Origin of the sequence: Parazoarcus communis, assembly GCF_003111665.1 — a bacterium.
GTDB classification, from domain to species: Bacteria; Pseudomonadota; Gammaproteobacteria; order Burkholderiales; family Rhodocyclaceae; genus Parazoarcus; species Parazoarcus communis_B.
Map to the genome: position 1 here is coordinate 4427192 of NZ_CP022188.1, position 22345 is coordinate 4449536.

Sequence of the window (22345 nt, forward strand, 5' to 3'; positions counted from 1 at the left end):
TGAGGGTGGAGCCGGTTGTCGTCGGATGTGACAGCGTCAGGCGGCGTTTAGTTGCTGCTCGAGTTGATGCAGCACCTGATAGCACGGCAGGACCTTGCCCACGCTGGAGTTGGGTTCACGGCCTTCGCGAATGGCGGCGAAGAACTCGCGGTCCTGCAGCTCGATGCCGTTCATCGACACGGCGACCTTGCTGACGTCGATCTGCTCATCCTTGCCGTTGAACAAATCGTCGTAGCGGGCGAGATACGTGCCGGTATCGCCGATGTAGCGGAAGAACGTACCGAGCGGGCCTTCGTTGTTGAACGACAGCGACAGCGTGCAGATCGCGCCATTGGCGGCACGAAGCTGAATGCTCATGTCCATCGCAATACCCAGCGTCGGGTGGATCGGGCCCTGGATGGCATTGGCCTGCACGATCGGGCTGCCGGCCTGGTAGGCGAACAGATCGACAGTGTGCGCAGCATGGTGCCACAGCAGGTGGTCCGTCCAGCTGCGCGGCTGACCGAGTGCATTCATGTTGGTGCGACGGAAGAAGTAAGTCTGCACATCCATCTGCTGGATGTTGAATTCACCCGCCGTGATCTTGTTGTGCACCCACTGGTGACTCGGGTTGAAGCGACGGGTGTGGCCCACCATCGCGACCAGCCCTGTCGACTTCTGCAGCGCAGCCACTTCTTCGGCACCCTTCAGGGTGTCGGCAAGCGGAATCTCCACCTGCACATGCTTGCCGGCCTTCAGGCACTGGATCGACTGATCGGCATGCATCTGCGTCGGCGTGCACAGGATGACCGCATCGACCTCGGGCAGCGCCAGGCTGTCGGCCAGATCGGTGGTGACATGGCCGACGCCGTACTTGGCCGCCACTTCGCGGGTCTTGTCCAGATCGCGCGAAATCAGTGAAACGACTTCAACGCCATCGATATTCCTGATGCCGTCGAGATGCTTGATACCGAATGCGCCGGCGCCGGCCAGTGCGACCTTGATTGTCTTGCTCATCAGTTGTTCTCCAGAATCAGGTGGCCCACGGCGGTGTTCGATGCGGGGACATGATAAAAGCGATGCTTCAGTGTCGGTGCGGGTCCGCCGGCGACATCGCTCATGGCGCCGCGAGCAATCAGCCACATCACCAGTTCGATGCCTTCCGAGCCGGCCTCGCGCACGTAGTCGATATGCGGCATCTGTGCGAGATCGGCGGGGTCGGCAATCAGGCGGTCGAGAAAGGCATTGTCCCATTCGCGGTTGATCAGGCCGGCGCGTGCCCCCTGCAGCTGGTGGCTCATGCCGCCCGTGCCCCAGATCTGCACCTTGAGGTCCTGATCGAAAGACTGAATGGCCCTGCGAATGGCCTGACCAAGCATGAAGCAGCGCTTGCCGGACGGCACCGGGTATTGCACCACATTGACCGCGAACGGAATCACCGGGCACGGCCAGGCCTGCGGTTCGCCGCACATCAGCGACAGCGGCACGGTCAGACCGTGGTCGACTTCCATCTTGTTGACGATGGTGAGGTCGAAGTCGTCCTGAATCACGCTCTGCGCAATGTGCGAAGCGAGCTCCGGATGGCCGATCACCGTCGGCACCGGCCGCGGCCCCCAGCCTTCGTCCGCAGGCTTGAATTCTGCTGCCGTGCCGATGGCGAAGGTCGGGATCATGTCCAGACTGAAGGCGGTTGCATGGTCGTTGTAGACGAGAAAGATCACATCCGGCGTGTTGTCCTTCATCCACTGCTTGGAATACTCGTAGCCCGCGAACAGCGGCTGCCAGTAGGCCTCGCCGGTTTTCTTGAGGTCGATCGCCGCGCCGATGGCAGGTACGTGCGAGGTATAAACGGATGCTGCAATCTTGGCCATGCTCAGGCTCCCTTGTTCTTGCCGGCGGCGCCTTGCGGCTGATGTTGCGGCTGCGCGTCGCCGTCCTCACCGAGGTAGCGGTTGCCTTCGGCCGAGCGCCCTCCCCCGATCATCATGTCGCGATACTCGGCTTCGGTCATGCCGGTCATGCTGCCGGCCATCTGCTGAAAGCTGAGGCCATCGGTGGCGCCGATCTTGGCCAGAAAGTAGATATTGCCGCCGGTACGCATGCACCAGTTCAGATCCCGCGCCAGCACCGCCTGCTTCTGCTCCTCGGTCATGGCCCACTCGTCGAGATAGGCACGCTCGTCGGCCTTGAAGCGGGCACGGTTCTCGGCCTTCATCAAGGACATGCAGAACTGGTTGAGCCAGTAGCCCTTGCGCGACTGTTCGGCATCGAAAATGATCGTACCGGGAACGTCTTTGTACGGTTTGTCCAGGGCCATGATCAGCACTCCTCCGGCCAGTACAGCCGCATCGGGTTATCCACCAGCAGCTTCTGCTGCAGCTCGGCAGTCTCTGCGATGTGCGGGATGAAGTCGACCAGCAGGCCGTCATCCGGCATGTGGTCCTTCAGGTTGGGGTGCGGCCAGTCGGTGCCCCACAACACGCGGTCGGGGAACGCCTCGACGATACGCTTCGCGAACGGAACCACGTCGCGGTAGGCATTCTGCTCACCGTTCAGTGCCTTCGGGCCACCAAGCGACAAACGTTCGGGGCAGCTCACCTTGGACCAGACGTTAGCGTGCTCGCGCATGAACTTCACGAAGAGCTCGAACTCCGGCCCGTCGATGGGTTTGCTGACATCCGGCCGGCCCATGTGGTCAACCACCACCGTTGTCGGCAGCGCGGTGAAGAAGTCCCACAACTCGGGCAGATCGACCGCCTCGAAGTAGATCACCACATGCCAGCCCAGCGGCGCGATGCGGTTGGCGATCTCGAGCAGTTCGTCCTTGGGGGTGAAATCGACCAGGCGCTTGACGAAGTTGAAGCGCACACCGCGCACACCCGCCGCATGCAGATCCTGCAGTTCCTGGTCGGTAATGGTGCGACGAACCGTGGCCACCCCACGCGCCTTGCCACCCGAGTGGACCAGCGCATCGACCATGGCGCGGTTGTCGGCGCCGTGGCAGGTTGCCTGCACCACCACGTTGCGGGCAAAGCCGAGGTGGTCGCGCAGCGCATAGAGTTGCGCCTTGCTGGCGTCACACGGCGTGTACTTGCGCTCCGGTGCAAAGGGGAACTCGGCACCGGGGCCGAACACGTGGCAATGAGCGTCTACCGCACCAGCGGGGACCTGAAATCGGGGTTTCGCCGGGCCAGCGTACCAGTCCAGCCAGCCGGGCGTCTTGGTGAATTCCATATCGCCCCCCATCAGTCGATGTACTTCAGGCCAGCCTTGGCCAGCGGTTCGCGCAATCCGTACATGTCGAGCCCGAGTTCGCCTGCGGCGAAGCGCTCGCGCTTGGCGGTCTCGTTGTTCTCTCGTGCTTCGGCAGCATCGGCCACCTGCTGGGCAATCGCAGCCGGCACCACGACCACACCATCGGCGTCGGCGATGACCACGTCACCCGGGTTAACCACGGCACCGGCGCAAACGACCGGAATATTCACCGACCCCAGCGTGGCACGGGTGCAACCCTTGGCGTGGACCGCACGGCTGAACACCGGGAAGTTCATCTCGGTGAGATCTTTCACATCGCGCACACCGCCGTCGATGATCAGACCCTTGGCGCCGCGCGACTTGTACGAGGTGGCAAGGAGGTCGCCGAAGAAGCCGTCGGTGCTGTCGGCGGTGCACGCGGCAACGACCACATCACCGGGCTGGATCTGCTCGGCTGCGACGTGCAGCATCCAGTTGTCGCCCGGCTGCATCAGCACGGTGACGGCGGTGCCGCAGGTGGCGGCCCCGGTATACACCGGGCGGATGCTGGGCTTCATCAGGCCGACACGGCCCATGGCTTCGTGGATGGTGGCGACGCCGAAACGGGAGAGTTTTTCGACCGCGGCCTTGTCGGCACGAACGATGTTGCGCTTGACGATACCGAGCTGATTCATTGGCAGGCTCATGTTTGTTCTCCTTACAGGCCCTTGGCCTTGAGTGCGGTATCAAGGCGCGGATAAACGCGACGGGCATTGCCCTCGTAGATCTGATGACGCTCTTCAGCCGTCAGGTTCGCACCCTCGATATAGCGCTTGGTGTCGTCGAAGTAGTGGCCCGTCTCGGGGTCGATACCGCGCACCGCACCGATCATCTCGGAGGCGAAGAGCACGTTTTCAACCGGAATCACCTTGGTCAGCAGATCGATACCCGGCTGGTGATAGACGCAGGTGTCGAAGAAGATGTTGTTGAGCAGGTGATCCTTGAGCAGCGGCTTCTTCAGCTCCTGCGCGAGGCCACGGTAACGGCCCCAGTGGTAGGGCGCTGCGCCGCCGCCGTGCGGGATCACGAACTTGAGCTCGGGAAAATCCTTGAACAGGTCCGAGGTCAGACACTGCATGAAGGCCGTGGTGTCGGCGTTGATGTAGTGAGCGCCGGTGGTGTGGAAGCAGCTGTTGCAGCTGGTGCTCACGTGCACCATGGCCGGAATGTTCAGCTCCACCATCTTTTCGTAGAGTGGGTACCACGCGCGATCGGACAGCGGCGGGCTGGTCCAGTGGCCACCGGACGGGTCGGGATTGAGGTTGATACCGACGAAGCCATATTCCTTGACGCACTTTTCCATCTCGGGGATGCAGGTCGCGGGATCAACACCTGGCGACTGCGGCAGCATGGCGGCACCGATGAAGTTGTCCGGAAACAGCTGACTGACGCGATAGCACAGCTCATTGCAGATCGCAGCCCAGGTTGACGACACATTGAAGTCGCCGATGTGGTGCGCCATGAAGCTGGCACGCGGCGAGAAGATGGTCAGATCCGAGCCCCGCTCTTTCATCTTGGCGAGCTGGTTGGTTTCGATGGTTTCGCGCAGTTCATCGTCACTGATCTTCAGCTCCGACACCTTGGGCATCGCCGAGGGATCCTTGATGCCGGCGATCTGTCGATTGCGCCAGTCTTCCAGGGCTTTGGGCGCGGTCGTGTAGTGGCCGTGAATATCGATGATCATTGCGGGTCTCCTGAGTTGTTCCATACCTGTGCGGGCACCATGACTTCGCCGCGCATGATGAGGCGCGCGGTGCGCAACAGCGCCGCACGTGTGACGTTCTGTGGGTTGGCAGGATCGAGCTCGAGTTCGACCGAGAACTCACCGGTGGGGTGCTCCACCGAGACCGTCTTCGCGTTGCCTTCGGCGATCACTGCGATGCCCTCCGTGATCGACCCGTCGAGGACGCAGGCAGTCCCGACGGTTACGGCTGCAAGGACCCCGATGGCGTCGTGGCACACATGCGGGATGAAGCTGCGCGTAGTGATGCTGCCACCCTCTCGGGGCGGGGCCACCAGGGTCATCTTTGGGTAATTCTTCGCGGTGACGTCACCCAGGCCCATCGCATGACCGCAGGCGATGCGCAGACGCTCGATGCGGGCCTTGAGCTCGGTATCGGCGTTCATTCCGCCCACGCTTTCATAGCCGGTACGACCGACATCCGCAGCTCTGAACATCACCAGCGGCATGCCATTGTCGATGCAGGTCACTTCGATGCCGTCGATGACGTCGCGCACATTTCCGGTAGGCAGCAGCCCCGCACACACCGAACCCGCGGTGTCGAGAAAGTTGATCTTGATCGGAGCCGAACAACCAGGCACGCCGTCGATGCGCGCGTCCCCCTCGTAGCTCACAGCACCGCCGGGCGTCTGCACCGTGATGTCGCACTGCATATCGGTGTTAAGCGTGAGCACACGGAAGGTCGATGTCTCACCCTGCGCTTTCACCATGCCGGTCTCGAGCGCAAAGGGCACCACGGCGGCAAGCATGTTTCCGCAGTTAGGCGTGGTATCCACCGTATCCTTGTCCGGCTGCAACTGCGCGAAGAGGAAATCCAGATCCACGCCCGGCGTAGCCCCCGGCCGCACGATGCCAACCTTGCTGGTGAGCGGCGTCGCACCGCCCATGCCGTCGATCTGGCGCCGGTCGGGAGAGCCCATGACTGCGAGCAGGACGCGGTCGCGGGTCGCGATGTCGGCGGGCAGGTCGGCTTCCCGGAAGAAGGGGCCGCGCGATGTTCCGCCACGCATGAAGAGTGCTGGAATGGCTTTTTGCATGGGGTGATTATCGTGAGCCCTTGCCCCCCGCAACAGACACTCCACGCTCTAACAGCTATTCAACTTTGCGATAACGCTGGACTAGCTATTCTTTGACTGATTAGACTCGAACCATGGACCTGAGACAGCTTGAATACTTCGTACACGTGGCGGAAATGGGCAGCTTTACCCGCGCCTCGATCGCGCTCGACATCGCTCAGCCCGCCCTCAGCCGCCAGATCAGGCTGCTTGAAGTCGAGTTGCGACAAAACCTGCTGATTCGTAACGGACGCGGTGTCACCACGACCGAAGCCGGAAAACTGCTGCTCGAACACAGCCGTGGGGTGCTTCATCAGATCGAGCGCGCCAAAGAGGAACTTGCGCGCATTCGTGGCGCCAGCTCGGGCCGCGTTGCAGTCGGCCTGCCACCCAGCCTGTCCAAGGTCCTTACGGTGCCGCTCGCACGCGCGTTTCGCGAGCAGCTGCCCGACGCCACACTGTCAATCAGCGAGGGACTGTCGGTGAGTATGCAGGAGTCGCTGATCAATGGCCGGCTCGACATCGCGCTGCTCTACAACGCATCGCCCTCGCCCGAGATCGACACCACCCCGCTGGCCGAAGAAGAACTCTTCCTGGTCGAACGCAGACAGCCCGACAGCACTTGCGCCCCGATCAGGCTGGCCGAAGTCGCAGACCTGCCGCTGGTCATTCCGGGACGACCGCACTCGATCAGGATGCTCGTCGAGGCCGAGATGGCCAACATCGGCTTTCATCCAAAAGCCGCCCTCGAAGTCGACGGCGTCAGCGGCATTCTCGATCTTGTCGCCGATGGCGCTGGGAGTGCCGTACTGTCGATGAATGCGGTGACCACATCGGGCAAGGCCGAAGCGCTAAACGCCAGACCGATCACCGAACCGCGACTGCGCAGCCGGCTCGCGCTGGCGGTGAGCGCGCGACGCCCTACCACCGCCACGCAGCAGTCCATGCTTAAACTGCTGCAGACACTGACCAGCCGCCTGCTGGCATTACCAAGCTGAACGAAAGCTCACTTCCCCTCGCTGCCGATACATGCAGTCGAATCGGTCTCCGGCGAATCGCCCAGCGCCTCCGGGCGCGCCAGCAACTCTTCGAGCAGATGCCCGTGCCGATCCGCCTTAGCAGGATGTTGATTTAATAGGTTTTCCAGCATCCATGCGGGTTGTGAGGCTGATATAATTACATCTGCATTAAGAAACTGATTATTCTCATGCGCGGCATCGACCATAAACAGAACGCCCTGTTCAGCTACGTCAATATCGAAGACCGCATTGACCGGGATCATCCGTTGCGCCGGATCAAAACGCTGGCCGATATGGTTCTGCGCACGATGTCGCCGCAATTCGATGCGTTGTATGCCGATGGTGGCCGCCCGTCGATTGCACCGGAACGCTTGTTGCGGGCGTCGCTGTTGCAATGTCTGTTTTCGATTCGCTCGGAGCGTGCGCTGGTCGAGCATATCGATTTCAACATGATGTTCCGGTGGTTCGTCGGCATGACGCTGGACGAGCCGGTCTGGGATCACTCGACGTTCAGCGCCAATCGCGAGCGGCTCCTCAAGGAGAGCGTGATGCGCGAGTTCTTCGGTGGCGTGGTGGCGATCGCCGAATGGGCCGAGCTGGTGTCGGACGAGCATTTCAGTGTCGACGGCTCGCTGTTGCGGGCGTGGGCCTCGCACAAGAGCATGATGGCCCGGGACGGCTCCGACGAGCCGCCCGGACCGGATCAGGGACGCAACCCCGAGGTGGACTTTCGCGGCAAGAAGCGCTCGAACAAGACGCACGTCTCGCGCACCGACCCGCAGGCCCTGCTCGCCAGCAAGGGCGGCGGCGTGGCGTACCTGAGCTACACCACGCATGCGTTGGCCGAGAATCGTCACGGTCTGATCGTCGATGTCCACACTACGACCGCCACCGGAACCGCTGAGCGTGAGGCGGCGTTGGTGATGGCCAGGCGCAGCATCAAGCCCGGCAATTCGGCGCACAAGCCGACGCTGGCGGCCGACCGGGGGTACGACACCGCCGAGTTCATCGCCGCGCTCGAGCCGCTGGGCATTGCCCCGCATGTCGCGGCCAAGGTCAAGGGCAGCGCCGTGCCCAATGAGGTGAAGTCGTCCCCCGGTTACGCGGTCAGCCTGCGCCGACGCAAGATGATCGAAGAGGCCTTTGGCTGGGCGAAGGATATCGGCACGCTGCGCCATGCGATGGCGCGTGGGCTGGATCGAATCCGTGCGCATGCGTTGCTCAATTTCTCGGCTTATAACCTGACGAGATTGGGCAATCTGCTGGCGCCGTAATTCGCGGGCGCCCTGGCGCCCTGCGGATGGGAAACGTTGTAGTCGAAAAACCATGTCTTTGCGGCGACAGGAGCGCTGCTGATTTGCGGTAGCACAATCGACGGAAAAGTCAGCTTGAATCGGCATGATCACGGGGAAAGCGGGCGATTTTCAAAGTCGATTTTTCCCAGGGGACTGGAAACCGAAGGTGAACCCGAGATTTTCAACACCCTGTTAGTGCGAAGGTAATGCTGGTTGTGATCGTTGAGCTGGCCGTAAAGCGCGCGCCGGCTGACCACGTCAATGCCGGCCTTGCGCAGGGCGCTCACCTTTTCCGGGTTGTTCGTCAGCAGCTCGATGCGTTGAATGCCGAGGTCGTCGAGCATCTGCTGCGCGATCCGGTAGTCGCGCTCATCCTTGCTGAAACCGATCACCTGGTCGGCGTCGATCGTATCCAGACCTTCGTCCTGCAGTCGGTAAGCTCTCAGCTTGTTGGCCAGTCCGATCCCCCGACCTTCCTGGGCAAGATAGAGCAGCACGCCTCCGCCCATCGAACAGATGGCGGCGAGACTGTTGCGCAACTGAGCCCCGCAATCGCAACGCTGACTGCCGAAAATGTCGCCGGTCAGGCAGGACGAGTGCACCCGCACCGGAACCGCATCGGCCCAGTTCTCACGCTCACCGAGCACGATGGCGACATGTTCGCGCACGCCGTCCTCTTCGCGAAACAGCACGAAGCGGGAGTCGCCCAGATTCGCAAGCGGAACGCGTGCATCGCTGACGCGCTTGAGCTGTCCGGGGCCGCTTTCGCACAACTCGATCGCAGAAGCCACCTTAACGACCAGGAGCGAACCTTCGGCAAGGTGCTGAACGACCGCATCCGCTTGCCCGGCACCCACGGCAAACGCAAGGGCCGCCGGCACCAACTGGGCGTGTCGCATCAGCAGCAGACCTGCACGCTCCGCAGCGGACGAAGGCACCGGGGCAAGACGCGGCGCCTTCGGCATTGCGGAAGAACGCCCGAGCGCGAACTGCGTCAGCAGCGGGAAGCCGGGCGCTTGCGCCGAATCGAAGTGCTGGGTGGCCGACACATCGCTGACGTCGACACCAAGGCTCGCCAGACGATGGCGCGACAGCACCAGCGCCGGCGCGGATCCGGCAAGCGCACGGGCCTCTTCCAGTGCGGCGGTGCCGAAGCCTTCGATCGGTGCGATCAACGTATCGCCCGCGTCGTCCCGCAACAAGACGGGCATACCACGGCGCAAATCAAAAATGGCGCGCTCTGCTTGGCGCATCAATCATTCTCCCAGGGGTATTCTTCGGCGGCCGACACATTGCAGCCACATCTGCTCGATACACTGGACTCTGACCGCGGCGATCCGGATTCCGTTCGGAAGCCGCCTGGCGCATCGGCGCGAGGGCAGGTGAAGTATCGGCTGAAAGTTAAGCCCTGAACTATAGCAACGGCAAGGCCGATGCCGCCAGTCAATCGGCGAGCAATCAGCGTTTGCGTCTACTGCGTTTGGCAGCCAGCGCTTTTCCTGGGTGCGGTGCGGGCTTGTGTACGAGACCAAGCGCCCCACGTGACAACCGGTCCGCGTCACCATTGCGATGCCGCGGCACCCATTGCCACACAACGGCCTCAAACAACCCGGCCAAAGCCTGAACCTTGTCGATGAGCGCCATCAGCCTGGGCACTGCAGTGTGGGCGCTGCCCGCCGCATGACGAACCGCAAAATCGCTGTCGCCACTCAGCACCAGGCGCTGCACACCTGCTGCATGCGCAAGGGACAGTGCCGCACACAGGGCCTGCAGTTCAGCCTCGTTGCTGCACCCTGTCCCCTCGCCGCGCTCGGAAAACTCCACACGACTGCCATCCGGCGATTGCAAGACAACACCAAGACCAAGCTTTCCCGGGTTGGGCAGCGCGGCCCCATCGAACCAGCCCAGCCAGCAATCCCCGGTCTCGCCAGCCGACGGCGCGGGGACCATGCGAGAATCTACCGACGGCGATCGCTTTGACACGCGCTACGCTCTACAAGAGATGTAAGTGCAGCATATTGCCACCACCAGCCCCTGCGGCAGCACTTTCGAGAGGTTAATTACATGACGGTATGTGAATTCCGGATCATCGGCATGCGTGACGAACAGTGCCTGCGAACCGTAACGAACGCGATTCAGGACTTGCCCGCCATCGCCCATGTGGAAATCGCCCTTGCGAGCGGCAGGGCCACGATCGAATTCGGCACTTTCGTATCCGAAGCAGACATCCGGCAAGCCGTTGAGGATGCCGGATTCGTCACAGAGTAGTTCATACCCATCCAGCCGCATGTTTCAGGCGCAAGATCTGACGCCTGAAACATGCCGGGCGTCGCGCCCCAATACGGGTAGTTAAGTGCACAAAAACCTTTGCCTTGGTAATGACATCCGGGCAATATCTCTGTCGAAATTGAAAAGAACAGCTGCAGCGTGCCAGCCCTGCTCGCAGCCCCTACAGAGCATATTTTTCCCCGAGCATCTCGATGAAGGGCCTGCCTTTTAGAAGATCGCGCTCGACGCAGTTCCTGCTGCGTTTTCCCATCATTTTTTCCGCCTACTGGCTTGCGTGGCAAACGGCCAGCCTGTTCGAGGTCTACCCAAACGTCAGCGCGTTCTATGCATCAGCCGGTCTTACGGTCTGCTTCACGATGGTGCACGGCCTGATCGGCCTCCCCGCGCTCTATCTCTCAATTATCGCCGTGCGGATCCTTGACCTTCCGGCACCCGGCTTCACCGCTTTTGATCTGCTCGATCCGATGCGGGAGATCTGCGTGTACGGCCTGGTCGGCGCGCACCTGCGCCAAAGCTGGATCCGCCCGGATTACCGGTTCTCTCTACCCATTGCGGTCCGGGTCATTTACAGCGCGTTCCTGGCGAGTCTGCTATCCGCCGTGCTGGCAACGCACACCCCCGCGCTCAACAGTACGCCAGCCGAACATATTGGCACCGCTTTCCTGTCGTTCTGGGGCGGTGATTTCGCCGGCGTCATGATCACGGTCCCCGCCTTCATGATTCTGTACCGTCTCTTCAGCCACCCGTTGAACGACAGCACGGCAAACCTCATTGGCGCCGTTGGGACAGCGAGACCACTATCCATGGCGCTTTACGCCTTGCTCGGCCTGTCCGTTGCCATGTTCTCGGCCGCCTTGCCCGCCGTGCTTGAAGTCGACACACGAATCGCCATCATCATCCTCTTCCCTGTCGTACTGGCAGGTCTGTCGCGCGGCACGATTGTAGGGTTTCTGGTGGCCACCGTATCCTGCGCAGGCCTCCTCGGTGCCGGGTGGGCTCTCGGTTTTCACATCAACGAACCCATCGAAATCCAGTTGATTCTGGCGCTTGCCGTCGCGCTAGCCCTGATGGCCGGCGCCTCCCACGACGACAAGGAACATGCGTGGACGCTGGCCACTTTCGACGCGGTAACAGGCCTCCCCAATCGCTACATGCTGATGGACCGACTCGAGCACGCGCTCACGAGCGCGCGCCGCACCAAAACAACGATGGCAGTCATGTACATCGATCTTGACCACTTCAAAGAGGTCAACGACACACTCGGTCATCACGCAGGTGACCAATTACTGAAGCACGCAGGAGAGCGGATACGAAACACCGTCCGAACTTCAGACACGGTTGCGCGACTCGGCGGCGATGAGTTCGTCGTCGTGCTGTCCTCGGTTGACAGTATCGAAGGTGCCGACCATGTTGCGCGCAACGTCCTTTCAGCGCTCGAGCAACCCTTCTCACTCGGCTCCCGAGCGGTGACGATATCCGCCAGTATCGGGATCGCTGTGCAGTCGACTGGCAGCCAGGCAAGCGAAGACTTGCTCAGACAGGCAGACCAAGCCATGTATCAGGCGAAAACAGGCGGGCGTAACCGCATCTACCATGCGGTGATGCCGTTCCCAGGCACACCATTCATCCAGGGAGCGCTACGTAAAGGGACCTGAACTGAATACACGTCCGTAGCGCATCGAACGCCGCTTCCGGAGCAGTTCCATCGGCCCCAAAAAATAACCGCATTGATGTCACACATCAATGCGGCTTTCATTTTTTATTATCAGCGGATTGCAGGTCTTTTTTATGAGAACCGTTCAGTACATGGTCTGCCACACCTTCTTATTCGCCCATCAGCCAAAACAGCCGATGTAGCCTGGCGGACGACGGTCAGCCATTAAGCAGTGCAACGGTCGAACGTTTGCTGACTCGCAGGCCACGGCATGGCGACCTCCCAGAAACAGCTGTGGCTTCTTTGCGCCACTCAATGCACCCGACCACCAGCATCCGTCTGCATTTGTCTCCTACCTCTCACCCCTCCTGTTTCATTTCCTGTACGAACGCACGCACCGTCGTCGTTCTGAACATCCAGCACGGGTCACACAGTCATGCGCTCAACTTCGCGACCTTCTTCAGTTCGGACATGCGTGCATTAGCAAGCTGTGCGACCTGGTCCTGGGTTTCAGAAGCAAGCTCCTGAACGTTGCGCGCATAGGCCATCGCGCGCTCGAACATCGGCACAACGATCTCCGATTGGGCATCCTTGATCGAAGCGCCCGCCGTAACGCCCGTCAGCGCACAGAATGCGGCCGTGCCGTCATTCACCGAATCCCGCAGCACGTCCATGTTCAACTGGGTCAAGCGCTCGGTTGAGTCCAGATAGACTTTCGACACCATCAGAATGGATTCGATTGCGGCACCTTGCGCTTGGGTAATGCTCTCAACAACTGAGATGTTCATCAAACTCTCCTGAAACGGGCAGTAACTGAATGGCTATCGAGCCCGCCTGATTGAACCCACCGCGAGCAGTCGAGCGAAGAATAGACTCGAGCCTTCGTAATGTGTGTTCGATTCCGAACATATACAAAAAACAAGAGGCGTATTCTTCATAATTGGCGACATTGCCGCAGATCAGATCTGCGCTGGCGCGCAATCACACTTAGGGAGAACGCCTTGGCTTCGACACCCTGTGATGGCTTCACCAAGAACAGCATTCTTGCTGCCATCCCCGACGACGAGCGCAGGCGTCTGCTCCCCGACATCGACTGCGTTCACCTTGAGCTGGGTCAGACACTCTACGAACCTGGAGGAGCGAACGAATATGTCTACTTCCCGAAGACCTGTGTCGCGTCGCTCGTATTTTCGGCCGGGGATGGGACGTCTGCGGGTTTAGCAACAGTCGGCAATACCGGACTCGTCGGTCTGCCCCTGTTGTTGAGCGGCGAGTCTTCCGTCCACCATGCGGTGGTACACCTTCCGGGAGATGCCTGCCGGGTGAGCGCTGAGATCTTGCGCTGGGAGTTCTCCCAGGACCAGTCTCTCCAGCGAATCATCATGCGCTATGCTCAAGCCTTGATGTGCCAGCTTGCGCAAAGCGCGGTTTGCAACCGGCTTCATACTGTTGACCAGCAACTTTGCCGATGGCTGCTTCTCAGTCTCGACCGGGTAGAGGGCAATGAGCTCCATATCACCCAGGGACTTATTGCCAACATGCTCGGCGTGCGCCGCGAGGGCATCTCCGAGGCCGCCAGTAAGCTTCAGGCCAAGGGCCTGATCCACTACCGCCGTGGCAACATTACCGTCCTCGATCGCACAGGCATCGAAGCCCGCGCCTGCGAGTGTTATGCAGTTGTCAAAGCCGAGTACGATCGCATGCTCAATGCGCTTCCGCACCACCGACCAAGCAGAAGCGTACGACCGAACCCGGCGAATCTTCGCCGTCGGGCGGAGGATCGAAGGCAATCCCGGGAATTCTCGCTGCCAAAGTTAGAGGCGACTGACGATCGCCTGATCCATGAACTCCAGGTTCGCCAGATCGAACTGGAAATGCAGCGTGAAGAACTCGAACTGGCCTATAGCCAGGCCAATGAGCTCAACAAACGATATGCGGATCTCTATGATTTCGCCCCCGTGGGCTATGTCACCATCGATGGCGCTGGAACAATCATCGAAATCAATCTGTCCGCAGCCATTCTGCTCGGACTGAAACGCTCGGAAGCCAGTCAGCACCGATTTGCGGAGGTTGTCGCCCCGGAACAGCGGCTCAAATTCAACCACTTTGTCGAGCAGGTTCGAACGAGTCAGATGCAGAACTCCTGCGAGCTCCCGCTGATACCGACCGACCGACGGCCCAAGGCCTTCATCCGCATACAGGCGGTTACTGACGACGACGGCCATGAGTGTCGCATGGTGATCCTCGACATCACGGCCGAACGCCTGGCGGAAGAGAAGGTCCGGGAGAGGGATTACTACCAGCGCGCCTTGCTCGACAACTTCCCGTTCATGGTGTGGCTGAAGGATGAGCAGAGCCGATTTCTGGCGGTGAACACGCCGTTTGCAAAGAACTATGGCTGGGGTTGCGCAGCGGATCTGGTGGGGAAAACCGACTTCGACACCACCACCCCCTCCCTCGCGGAGAGCTACCGCGCAGACGACCAGGATGTGCTGCGTTCGGGATCGCCTAAGAACATCGAAGAGCAGATCGAATCGAACGGCATCTTCCGCTGGTACGAAACCTACAAATCACCTGTTTCAATCGATAAGCGACGCATCGGGACTGTTGGTTTCGCGCGCGACGTGACAGAACGCAAAGGCGCGCAGGAAGCACTCGCAGAATCGGAGCTTCGTTATCGCAGCCTGATCGAGCACTTGCCCATAAGCCTGATCATCACGCAAAACAAGATCATTCGGCACATCAACCCCAGAGCAGCCCGTCTACTCGGCTATACGACGAATGAATGCACTGAAAAGTCGATTCTCGACTTCGTGTTCAGGGATGATCACCATGGGATCGAAACCGTCCACGTCTTATACCTCGACGCATCGTCTTCGCCACAGGAGCATGACGCCCGGATCATATCCCGGGATGGAAGAGTGATCGAATGTCATTGGCACATGAGCTCAGTCATGTGGGAAGGCAAACCTGCCGCCTTGAACGTGCTCGAGGATGTTACCGAGCACAGGCGCGTGGAAGCCAAGTTACGCATGCTCGCGAGCACAGACACCCTCACCGGCCTCGGAAGCCGCCGCCATTTCATCGACCGCGCCGAAGAGGCCCTCTCTCAACTCCACAGGGACCCCAGCAGGCCCGTTTCGCTGATGGTTCTCGACCTTGATCGGTTCAAGACCATCAACGACAAGCTGGGCCACGCCGCTGGCGACTCGGTCTTGCGATTGTTCGCCGACTCACTGCGACAGGAACTACGCAAAAGTGACACAGCCGGGCGCCTCGGCGGTGACGAATTTGCCGTCCTCTTGCCGGGGACGAGTCTCGCCACAGCAGGCCTGTTCGCCGAGCGCCTGAGGTCCAGGTTCGCCAGCGAGTCTGCAGTCATCGAGAGCAAGAAGATCTTCGCCACGGTCAGTATCGGCATCGCAGCAATGGCCGCATCCGACACATCCGTACATGCCCCACTGGCGCGCGCTGACCGCGCCCTGTACCTGGCAAAAACCCACAACCGAAACCGGGTCGAGTTCGCACCGGACTCAAATGTCGACGTCAACTCACGTAGCTGAAACCTGCCCTCATCTTCGCTCGTCAATGCCTTTGCGGCGTCGGCCGTAAAGATCGTCGAAACGCGCGATCGCTCCGTAAGCACCACAGATCACGCTTTTATCTTCGTATGATATCGACGGCGTAGACGACATAAACCCCGCTGAGGATTATCTCAGCGGGGTTAAGCGTAGGGTTAGTCTGACGATGACCTACTTTCACGAGAACGAATCTCACTATCATCGGCGCGATCTTGTTTCACGGTCCTGTTCGGGATGGGAAGGGGTGGGACCAAGACGCTATGGTCGTCAGACTATGACTTGTCACCTGCGATTTGCAGGCCAAAGCGGGAAGAAGTATATGGGTGTTGTGATTGCGTCGATGGTTGGGCGAATTTGCTTCGTCCAACAACGAGTATCGACTGTTTTGTAAGGTTATAGGATCAAGCCTCACGGGCAATTAGTATCGGTTAGCTTAACGCATTACTGCGCTTCCACACCCGACCTATCAACGTGGTGGTCTTCCACGACCCTTCAGGGGGCTCTAGGCCCCAGGGAAGTCTCATCTTGAGGCGAGTTTCCCGCTTAGATGCTTTCAGCGGTTATCTCTTCCGCACTTAGCTACCCGGCGATGCGACTGGCGTCACAACCGGTACACCAGAGGTGCGTCCACTCCGGTCCTCTCGTACTAGGAGCAGGTCCACTCAAACTTCCAGCGCCCACGGCAGATAGGGACCAAACTGTCTCACGACGTTTTAAACCCAGCTCACGTACCACTTTAAATGGCGAACAGCCATACCCTTGGGACCGGCTACAGCCCCAGGATGTGATGAGCCGACATCGAGGTGCCAAACTCCGCCGTCGATGTGAACTCTTGGGCGGAATCAGCCTGTTATCCCCAGAGTACCTTTTATCCGTTGAGCGATGGCCCTTCCATACAGAACCACCGGATCACTATGTCCTGCTTTCGCACCTGCTCGACTTGTCGGTCTCGCAGTCAAGCCTCCTTTTGCCATTGCACTATCAGTACGATGTCCGACCGTACCTAGGAGACCTTCGAACTCCTCCGTTACCTTTTGGGAGGAGACCGCCCCAGTCAAACTGCCCACCATGCACTGTTCCCGACCCGGATTCACGGGCCTGGGTTAGAACCTCAACGACACCAGGGTGGTATTTCAAGGTTGGCTCCACGAGAACTAGCGTCCCCGCTTCAAAGCCTCCCACCTATCCTACACAAGTCCCGTCAAAGTCCAATGCAAAGCTACAGTAAAGGTTCATGGGGTCTTTCCGTCTAGCCGCGGGTAGATTGCATCTTCACAAACATTTCAACTTCGCTGAGTCTCAGGAGGAGACAGTGTGGCCATCGTTACGCCATTCGTGCAGGTCGGAACTTACCCGACAAGGAATTTCGCTACCTTAGGACCGTTATAGTTACGGCCGCCGTTTACCGGGGCTTCGATCAAGAGCTTGCACCCCATCACTTAACCTTCCGGCACCGGGCAGGCGTCACACCCTATACGTCCACTTTCGTGTTTGCAGAGTGCTGTGTTTTTAATAAACAGTCGCAGCCACCGATTCTCTGCGGCCCCTTCGCCCTTCGGATGTACTCCTACAAGCTACCGGGGCATACCTTCTCCCGAAGTTACGGTATCAATTTGCCGAGTTCCTTCTCCTGAGTTCTCTCAAGCGCCTTGGTATTTTCAACCTGCCCACCTGTGTCGGTTTGCGGTACGGTCGATTCTAGACTGAAGCTTAGAGGCTTTTCCTGGAAGCAGGGTATCAACCACTTCGTCTCACAAGGAGACTCGTCATCACGCCTCAGATAATCCCCGCGGATTTGCCTACGGGGTACTCCTACACGCTTAAACCAGGACTTCCAACACCCGGCTGGCCTAACCTTCTCCGTCCCCCCATCGCATCTAGAACCGGTACAGGAATATTGACCTGTTTCCCATCGACTACGCATTTCTGCCTCGCCTTAGGGGCCGACTCACCCTGCGCCGATGAACGTTGCGCAGGAAACCTTGGGCTTTCGGCGAGGGTGCTTTTCACACCCTTTATCGCTACTCATGTCAGCATTCGCACTTCCGATACCTCCAGCATCCCTCTCGAGACACCTTCGCAGGCTTACGGAACGCTCCCCTACCACGTGTCATAAGACACATCCGCAGCTTCGGTTCATGGCTTGAGCCCCGTTACATCTTCCGCGCAGGACGACTCGACTAGTGAGCTATTACGCTTTCTTTAAAGGGTGGCTGCTTCTAAGCCAACCTCCTAGCTGTCTGTGCCTTCCCACTTCGTTTGCCACTTAGCCATGCATTTGGGACCTTAGCTGGCGGTCTGGGTTGTTTCCCTCTTGACAACGGACGTTAGCACCCGCTGTCTGTCTGCCGTATATCACTTTGCGGTATTCGGAGTTTGCTATCGCGGGGTAGATCGCATTGACCCCCCCAACGATTACAGTGCTCTACCCCCGCAAGTGTCCGTACGACGCACTACCTAAATAGTTTTCGGGGAGAACCAGCTATTTCCGGATTTGTTTAGCCTTTCACCCCTATCCACAGCTCATCCCCTAATTTTTCAACATTAGTGGGTTCGGACCTCCAGTGCGTGTTACCGCACCTTCATCCTGGCCATGGATAGATCATCCGGTTTCGGGTCTACGCCCAGAGACTATGTCGCCCTTATCAGACTCGCTTTCGCTACGCCTCCCCTATTCGGTTAAGCTCGCCACTGAACGTAAGTCGCTGACCCATTATACAAAAGGTACGCAGTCACCCCACAAGGAGGCTCCCACTGTTTGTATGCATGCGGTTTCAGGATCTATTTCACTCCCCTCCCGGGGTTCTTTTCGCCTTTCCCTCACGGTACTAGTTCACTATCGGTCGATCACGAGTATTTAGCCTTGGAGGATGGTCCCCCCATCTTCAGACAGGATTTCTCGTGTCCCGCCCTACTTGTCGCACGCTCAGACCCGCCACCTAATTTTCACATACGGGGCTATCACCCTGTGTTGCCGGACTTTCCAGACCGTTCTGCTAATTAGATGGTTTAGTCGTGCAGGCTGTTCCGTGTTCGCTCGCCACTACTTACGGAATCTCGGTTGATTTCTGTTCCTGCAGCTACTTAGATGTTTCAGTTCGCTGCGTTCGCCTCCACGTACCTATGTATTCAGTACGGGATACTCCTTGCGGAGTGGGTTTCCCCATTCGGATATCGGGGGATCAAAGCTCCATTGCCAGCTCCCCCCCGCTTTTCGCAGGCTTGCACGTCCTTCATCGCCTGTGATCGCCAAGGCATCCACCACATGCACTTAGTCGCTTGATCCTATAACCTTAGACCCTCAGACTTTCGCCCAAAGATCCGGTCACAGGTCGAACTCGTTTGTGCGAACCTCGTCGCGCCGCTGACACAGCACGCGAGATTCAATGCAATCACGCTACCCGTGCAACGCATCTACTGATACGCTGCACATATATATACTTCTTCCACTTTGTTAAAGAGCGAGCCAATCGAGAAGTTTGACCTTCCCGAGAAGTCAGGCATAAACACCAGAATCTTTCCTGGCCATGCATGACTGACTTCTCGAACCTCGTTGTGTGTCTGACTACTGTCTGACTAGCGTCTGGTTTGCATCAGATACTGGTGGAGCTTGTCGGGATCGAACCGACGACCTACGGCTTGCAAAGCCGCCGCTCTCCCAGCTGAGCTAAAGCCCCATTCTGACCAACGCACCTTCGATAGTTTGGTGGGTCTGGTTGGGTTCGAACCAACGACCCCCGCCTTATCAAGACGGTGCTCTAACCAGCTGAGCTACAGACCCTCACACTCGAGGCTCTTCGCTTGAACAACCGATAAGTTGTGGATACTTGACCACTGCGACCTTTCTCTTGAAAGGAGGTGATCCAGCCGCACCTTCCGATACGGCTACCTTGTTACGACTTCACCCCAGTCATGAATCTCACCGTGGTAAGCGCCCCCCCGAAGGTTAAGCTACCTACTTCTGGTGAAACCCACTCCCATGGTGTGACGGGCGGTGTGTACAAGACCCGGGAACGTATTCACCGCAGCATGCTGATCTGCGATTACTAGCGATTCCGACTTCACGTAGTCGAGTTGCAGACTACGATCCGGACTACGATCGGCTTTAAGAGATTAGCTCCACCTCGCGGCTTGGCAACCCTCTGTACCGACCATTGTATGACGTGTGAAGCCCTACCCATAAGGGCCATGAGGACTTGACGTCATCCCCACCTTCCTCCGGTTTGTCACCGGCAGTCTCATTAGAGTGCCCAACTAAATGATGGCAACTAATGACAAGGGTTGCGCTCGTTGCGGGACTTAACCCAACATCTCACGACACGAGCTGACGACAGCCATGCAGCACCTGTGTTCTGGCTCCCGAAGGCACCAAGTGATCTCTCACAAGTTCCAGACATGTCAAGGGTAGGTAAGGTTTTTCGCGTTGCATCGAATTAATCCACATCATCCACCGCTTGTGCGGGTCCCCGTCAATTCCTTTGAGTTTTAACCTTGCGGCCGTACTCCCCAGGCGGTCAACTTCACGCGTTAGCTGCGTTACTCAGAAAGTTACCTCTCCGAACAACTAGTTGACATCGTTTAGGGCGTGGACTACCAGGGTATCTAATCCTGTTTGCTCCCCACGCTTTCGTGCATGAGCGTCAGTACAGGCCCAGGGGGCTGCCTTCGCCATCGGTGTTCCTCCACATATCTACGCATTTCACTGCTACACGTGGAATTCCACCCCCCTCTGCCGTACTCTAGCCTTGCAGTCACAAACGCAGTTCCCAGGTTAAGCCCGGGGATTTCACATCTGTCTTACAAAACCGCCTGCGCACGCTTTACGCCCAGTAATTCCGATTAACGCTCGCACCCTACGTATTACCGCGGCTGCTGGCACGTAGTTAGCCGGTGCTTCTTGTCAAGGTACCGTCATCCGACAAGGATATTAGCCTTGCCGTTTTCTTCCCTTGCGAAAGAGCTTTACAACCCGAAGGCCTTCTTCACTCACGCGGCATGGCTGGATCAGGCTTGCGCCCATTGTCCAAAATTCCCCACTGCTGCCTCCCGTAGGAGTCTGGGCCGTGTCTCAGTCCCAGTGTGGCGGATCATCCTCTCAGACCCGCTACAGATCGTCGCCTTGGTGAGCCTTTACCCCACCAACTAGCTAATCTGACATCGGCCACTCCAATCACGTGAGGTCCTAAGATCCCCCACTTTCCCCCTCAGGGCGTATGCGGTATTAGCTACGCTTTCGCGTAGTTATCCCCCATGACTGGGCATGTTCCGATGCATTACTCACCCGTTCGCCACTCGCCGGCAGGTGCAAGCACCCCCGCTGCCGTTCGACTTGCATGTGTAAAGCATGCCGCCAGCGTTCAATCTGAGCCAGGATCAAACTCTTAAGTTTAATCCTACAAAGTACTCAAAATCATTTTACTGACATATGAGCACCTAATCTTTGTGAAACTCAAAACTGCCTAAGCAGTTTCATGGCCACAGCGATCAAGCACCCACACTTATCGATTGTTCAATTTTTTAAAGAACCGCTGCAGTTCCTGCAGCAGAGAAGCGAGATTATGATCAACTTAACTTATCTCGTCAACCCCTGTTTTGGTTTTATTTCAAAACCACCGAAACAACTAAAACAGAAATCCGCCTCAAAAACACCTGCAAAAACAACCGCTTTCCTGCCATCACCCCGTTTCGCTAACTGCGTTTCGCGGTGAAGAGGTGCGCATTATAGACACCTCAGAAAGTTCGTCAACACCTAAATTTCAGATTATCGAAACGAACCATCCAACGACGCCTGGCCGACCTCTGCAGAAAAGAAAAGACAGCTGCAAGCAGCTGTCTTCTCCAGAATTCTACTGGTGGGTGCTGACGGGGTCGAACCGCCGACATTCGCCTTGTAAGGGCGACGCTCTACCAACTGAGCTAAGCACCCGCACTGGAGCAGCGAAGGTGCTGTCTGCTCAGTGAAGTCCGTTAGTTTACCGAATCTTTCAAACCTTTTCCAGCCCTAAATTTAGGAACTTTCGCCGCCTTGATCTTGATGTTCTTTCCGGTGCGTGGATTTCGGCCAGTTCGTGCAGCACGATCCCCAACGTAGAAAGTGCCGAACCCGACTAGGGTAACGGTATCTTCCTGCTTGAGTGCCTGTTTTACGGAATCGATTGTCGCATCGAGCGCCTTGCCGGCCGCAGCCTTGGAGATGTCGGCATTCTTGGCGATAGCGTCGATCAGTTCGGATTTGTTCACTTCTAGCCCCCTTCTGGTGTGGAACGCGATAGAAATAACCTGGCCAAACCCAGAAAGGACGTGTCTTCCGGCGCCCCCTCTGTCGTCCTGCATAATCTGAGGTCTTTATAGCGTGTGCGATTCCACAGTGTCAAGGCGCACTGCAGCGTGCTTTCGCCGCTATCAGTGCGCCTTGTGGGGGTGCAGCAGAACAGAGGA

Annotated in this window: 18 protein-coding genes, 3 tRNA genes and 3 rRNA genes; 6 read left to right on the top strand and 18 right to left on the bottom strand. The window is 58.5% G+C overall.

Annotation, left to right across the window (positions count from 1 at the left end):
* Positions 1-36: 36 nt before the first annotated feature.
* From CEW87_RS20135 to CEW87_RS20165, 7 genes are read right to left on the bottom strand one after another with little or no spacing between them, the layout of a single operon-like run.
* Positions 37-996: a Gfo/Idh/MocA family oxidoreductase gene (locus CEW87_RS20135; RefSeq protein WP_199917076.1), complete on the bottom strand. Its 960-nt coding sequence runs from the start codon at positions 994-996 to the stop codon at positions 37-39.
* Positions 996-1850: a class III extradiol dioxygenase subunit beta gene (locus CEW87_RS20140; protein WP_108975890.1), complete on the bottom strand. Its 855-nt coding sequence runs from the start codon at positions 1848-1850 to the stop codon at positions 996-998. Before CEW87_RS20140 ends, CEW87_RS20135 begins: the two co-directional genes overlap by 1 nt.
* 2 nt (positions 1851-1852) lie before the next feature.
* The gene (gene ligA, locus CEW87_RS20145) at positions 1853-2296 is read right to left on the bottom strand and encodes a protocatechuate 4,5-dioxygenase subunit alpha (RefSeq protein WP_108975892.1); all 444 of its coding nucleotides are present in this window, start codon (positions 2294-2296) and stop codon (positions 1853-1855) included.
* Positions 2297-2298: 2 nt separating this feature from the next.
* Positions 2299-3213: an amidohydrolase family protein gene (locus tag CEW87_RS20150; RefSeq protein ID WP_108977410.1), complete on the bottom strand. Its 915-nt coding sequence runs from the start codon at positions 3211-3213 to the stop codon at positions 2299-2301.
* Positions 3214-3224: 11 nt separating this feature from the next.
* Positions 3225-3920 carry a 4-carboxy-4-hydroxy-2-oxoadipate aldolase/oxaloacetate decarboxylase gene (gene ligK, locus CEW87_RS20155; protein WP_108975894.1) on the bottom strand — a complete coding sequence of 232 codons (696 nt, stop codon included), beginning with the start codon at positions 3918-3920 and terminating at the stop codon, positions 3225-3227.
* An 11-nt stretch (positions 3921-3931) separates the two neighbouring features.
* Positions 3932-4957, bottom strand: coding sequence for an amidohydrolase family protein (locus CEW87_RS20160; RefSeq protein ID WP_108975896.1), 1026 nt, complete (start codon positions 4955-4957; stop codon positions 3932-3934).
* Positions 4954-6051, bottom strand: coding sequence for a 4-oxalomesaconate tautomerase (locus CEW87_RS20165; RefSeq protein WP_108975898.1), 1098 nt, complete (start codon positions 6049-6051; stop codon positions 4954-4956). Before CEW87_RS20165 ends, CEW87_RS20160 begins: the two co-directional genes overlap by 4 nt.
* 113 nt (positions 6052-6164) lie before the next feature.
* Here CEW87_RS20165 and CEW87_RS20170 point away from each other — a divergent pair, with 113 nt between their 5' ends.
* Positions 6165-7067, top strand: coding sequence for a LysR substrate-binding domain-containing protein (locus CEW87_RS20170; protein ID WP_108975900.1), 903 nt, complete (start codon positions 6165-6167; stop codon positions 7065-7067).
* An 8-nt stretch (positions 7068-7075) separates the two neighbouring features.
* On the opposite strand, the gene CEW87_RS22510 is transcribed toward CEW87_RS20170, so the two are convergent.
* Complete coding sequence (locus tag CEW87_RS22510) at positions 7076-7351, bottom strand: hypothetical protein (protein WP_234421781.1); 276 nt, start codon at positions 7349-7351, stop codon at positions 7076-7078.
* Between CEW87_RS22510 and CEW87_RS20175 the strand changes: the two genes are divergently transcribed.
* On the top strand, positions 7277-8362 hold the full coding sequence (locus tag CEW87_RS20175; protein WP_075146924.1) for an IS5 family transposase: 1086 nt from the start codon (positions 7277-7279) through the stop codon (positions 8360-8362). The two genes, CEW87_RS22510 and CEW87_RS20175, sit on opposite strands and share 75 nt — an antisense overlap.
* Positions 8363-8490: 128 nt before the next feature.
* Here the strand turns inward: CEW87_RS20175 and CEW87_RS20180 are convergent, their stop codons facing one another.
* Entirely contained in the window at positions 8491-9636 is a 1146-nt protein-coding gene (locus CEW87_RS20180; RefSeq protein ID WP_108975902.1) for a GTP cyclohydrolase II, read from the bottom strand.
* A 205-nt stretch (positions 9637-9841) separates the two neighbouring features.
* Positions 9842-10333, bottom strand: coding sequence for a ribonuclease HI family protein (locus CEW87_RS20185; RefSeq protein WP_108975904.1), 492 nt, complete (start codon positions 10331-10333; stop codon positions 9842-9844).
* Between the two features lie 114 nt (positions 10334-10447).
* On the opposite strand from CEW87_RS20185, the gene CEW87_RS20190 reads away from it, so the two are divergent.
* Complete coding sequence (locus CEW87_RS20190; RefSeq protein WP_108975906.1) at positions 10448-10651, top strand: heavy-metal-associated domain-containing protein; 204 nt, start codon at positions 10448-10450, stop codon at positions 10649-10651.
* A gap of 212 nt (positions 10652-10863) precedes the next feature.
* On the top strand, positions 10864-12327 hold the full coding sequence (locus CEW87_RS20195) for a diguanylate cyclase domain-containing protein (protein WP_108975908.1): 1464 nt from the start codon (positions 10864-10866) through the stop codon (positions 12325-12327).
* A gap of 433 nt (positions 12328-12760) precedes the next feature.
* Here CEW87_RS20195 and CEW87_RS20200 read toward each other — a convergent pair whose 3' ends face one another.
* On the bottom strand, positions 12761-13114 hold the full coding sequence (locus tag CEW87_RS20200; RefSeq protein ID WP_108975910.1) for a phasin family protein: 354 nt from the start codon (positions 13112-13114) through the stop codon (positions 12761-12763).
* 213 nt (positions 13115-13327) lie between these two features.
* Between CEW87_RS20200 and CEW87_RS20205 the strand changes: the two genes are divergently transcribed.
* Positions 13328-15889 (top strand): diguanylate cyclase, encoded by a 2562-nt coding sequence (locus CEW87_RS20205; protein WP_234421596.1) that lies wholly within the window; start codon positions 13328-13330, stop codon positions 15887-15889.
* A 176-nt stretch (positions 15890-16065) separates the two neighbouring features.
* Here the strand turns inward: CEW87_RS20205 and rrf are convergent.
* The 5 genes from rrf to CEW87_RS20230 all read right to left on the bottom strand — a co-directional run bounded on the left by rrf (position 16066) and on the right by CEW87_RS20230 (position 21296).
* Positions 16066-16179 (bottom strand): 5S ribosomal RNA (gene rrf, locus CEW87_RS20210).
* A gap of 125 nt (positions 16180-16304) precedes the next feature.
* Positions 16305-19192, bottom strand: a 23S ribosomal RNA gene (locus CEW87_RS20215).
* Between the two features lie 316 nt (positions 19193-19508).
* A tRNA-Ala gene (locus tag CEW87_RS20220) sits at positions 19509-19584 on the bottom strand.
* 27 nt (positions 19585-19611) lie between these two features.
* Positions 19612-19688, bottom strand: a tRNA-Ile gene (locus CEW87_RS20225).
* Positions 19689-19758: 70 nt separating this feature from the next.
* Positions 19759-21296 (bottom strand): 16S ribosomal RNA (locus tag CEW87_RS20230).
* The 16S, 23S and 5S rRNA genes sit together here with 2 tRNA genes alongside, the layout of an rRNA operon.
* An 82-nt stretch (positions 21297-21378) precedes the next feature.
* On the opposite strand from CEW87_RS20230, the gene CEW87_RS22515 reads away from it, so the two are divergent.
* Complete coding sequence (locus CEW87_RS22515; protein WP_159098223.1) at positions 21379-21615, top strand: hypothetical protein; 237 nt, start codon at positions 21379-21381, stop codon at positions 21613-21615.
* Positions 21616-21757: 142 nt separating this feature from the next.
* Here CEW87_RS22515 and CEW87_RS20235 read toward each other — a convergent pair.
* Positions 21758-21833, bottom strand: a tRNA-Val gene (locus CEW87_RS20235).
* 41 nt (positions 21834-21874) lie between these two features.
* Entirely contained in the window at positions 21875-22147 is a 273-nt protein-coding gene (locus tag CEW87_RS20240; RefSeq protein ID WP_108977412.1) for an HU family DNA-binding protein, read from the bottom strand.
* Positions 22148-22345 lie beyond the last annotated feature (198 nt).

Excerpts from the sequence above, each read along its gene's own strand:
- CEW87_RS20175 (WP_075146924.1), top strand. The coding sequence starts at position 7,277 with ATGCGCGGCATCGACCATAAACAGAACGCCCTGTTCAGCTACGTCAAT.
- CEW87_RS20135 (WP_199917076.1), bottom strand. The coding sequence starts at position 996 with ATGAGCAAGACAATCAAGGTCGCACTGGCCGGCGCCGGCGCATTCGGT.
- CEW87_RS20200 (WP_108975910.1), bottom strand. The coding sequence starts at position 13,114 with ATGAACATCTCAGTTGTTGAGAGCATTACCCAAGCGCAAGGTGCCGCA.
- CEW87_RS20170 (WP_108975900.1), top strand. The coding sequence starts at position 6,165 with ATGGACCTGAGACAGCTTGAATACTTCGTACACGTGGCGGAAATGGGC.
- CEW87_RS20185 (WP_108975904.1), bottom strand. The coding sequence starts at position 10,333 with ATGGTCCCCGCGCCGTCGGCTGGCGAGACCGGGGATTGCTGGCTGGGC.
- CEW87_RS22515 (WP_159098223.1), top strand. The coding sequence starts at position 21,379 with ATGGCCACAGCGATCAAGCACCCACACTTATCGATTGTTCAATTTTTT.
- CEW87_RS20150 (WP_108977410.1), bottom strand. The coding sequence starts at position 3,213 with ATGGAATTCACCAAGACGCCCGGCTGGCTGGACTGGTACGCTGGCCCG.
- CEW87_RS20160 (WP_108975896.1), bottom strand. The coding sequence starts at position 4,957 with ATGATCATCGATATTCACGGCCACTACACGACCGCGCCCAAAGCCCTG.
- CEW87_RS20180 (WP_108975902.1), bottom strand. The coding sequence starts at position 9,636 with ATGCGCCAAGCAGAGCGCGCCATTTTTGATTTGCGCCGTGGTATGCCC.
- CEW87_RS20190 (WP_108975906.1), top strand. The coding sequence starts at position 10,448 with ATGACGGTATGTGAATTCCGGATCATCGGCATGCGTGACGAACAGTGC.
- CEW87_RS20195 (WP_108975908.1), top strand. The coding sequence starts at position 10,864 with ATGAAGGGCCTGCCTTTTAGAAGATCGCGCTCGACGCAGTTCCTGCTG.
- CEW87_RS20165 (WP_108975898.1), bottom strand. The coding sequence starts at position 6,051 with ATGCAAAAAGCCATTCCAGCACTCTTCATGCGTGGCGGAACATCGCGC.
- CEW87_RS20140 (WP_108975890.1), bottom strand. The coding sequence starts at position 1,850 with ATGGCCAAGATTGCAGCATCCGTTTATACCTCGCACGTACCTGCCATC.
- ligA (WP_108975892.1), bottom strand. The coding sequence starts at position 2,296 with ATGGCCCTGGACAAACCGTACAAAGACGTTCCCGGTACGATCATTTTC.
- CEW87_RS22510 (WP_234421781.1), bottom strand. The coding sequence starts at position 7,351 with ATGATCCCGGTCAATGCGGTCTTCGATATTGACGTAGCTGAACAGGGC.
- ligK (WP_108975894.1), bottom strand. The coding sequence starts at position 3,920 with ATGAGCCTGCCAATGAATCAGCTCGGTATCGTCAAGCGCAACATCGTT.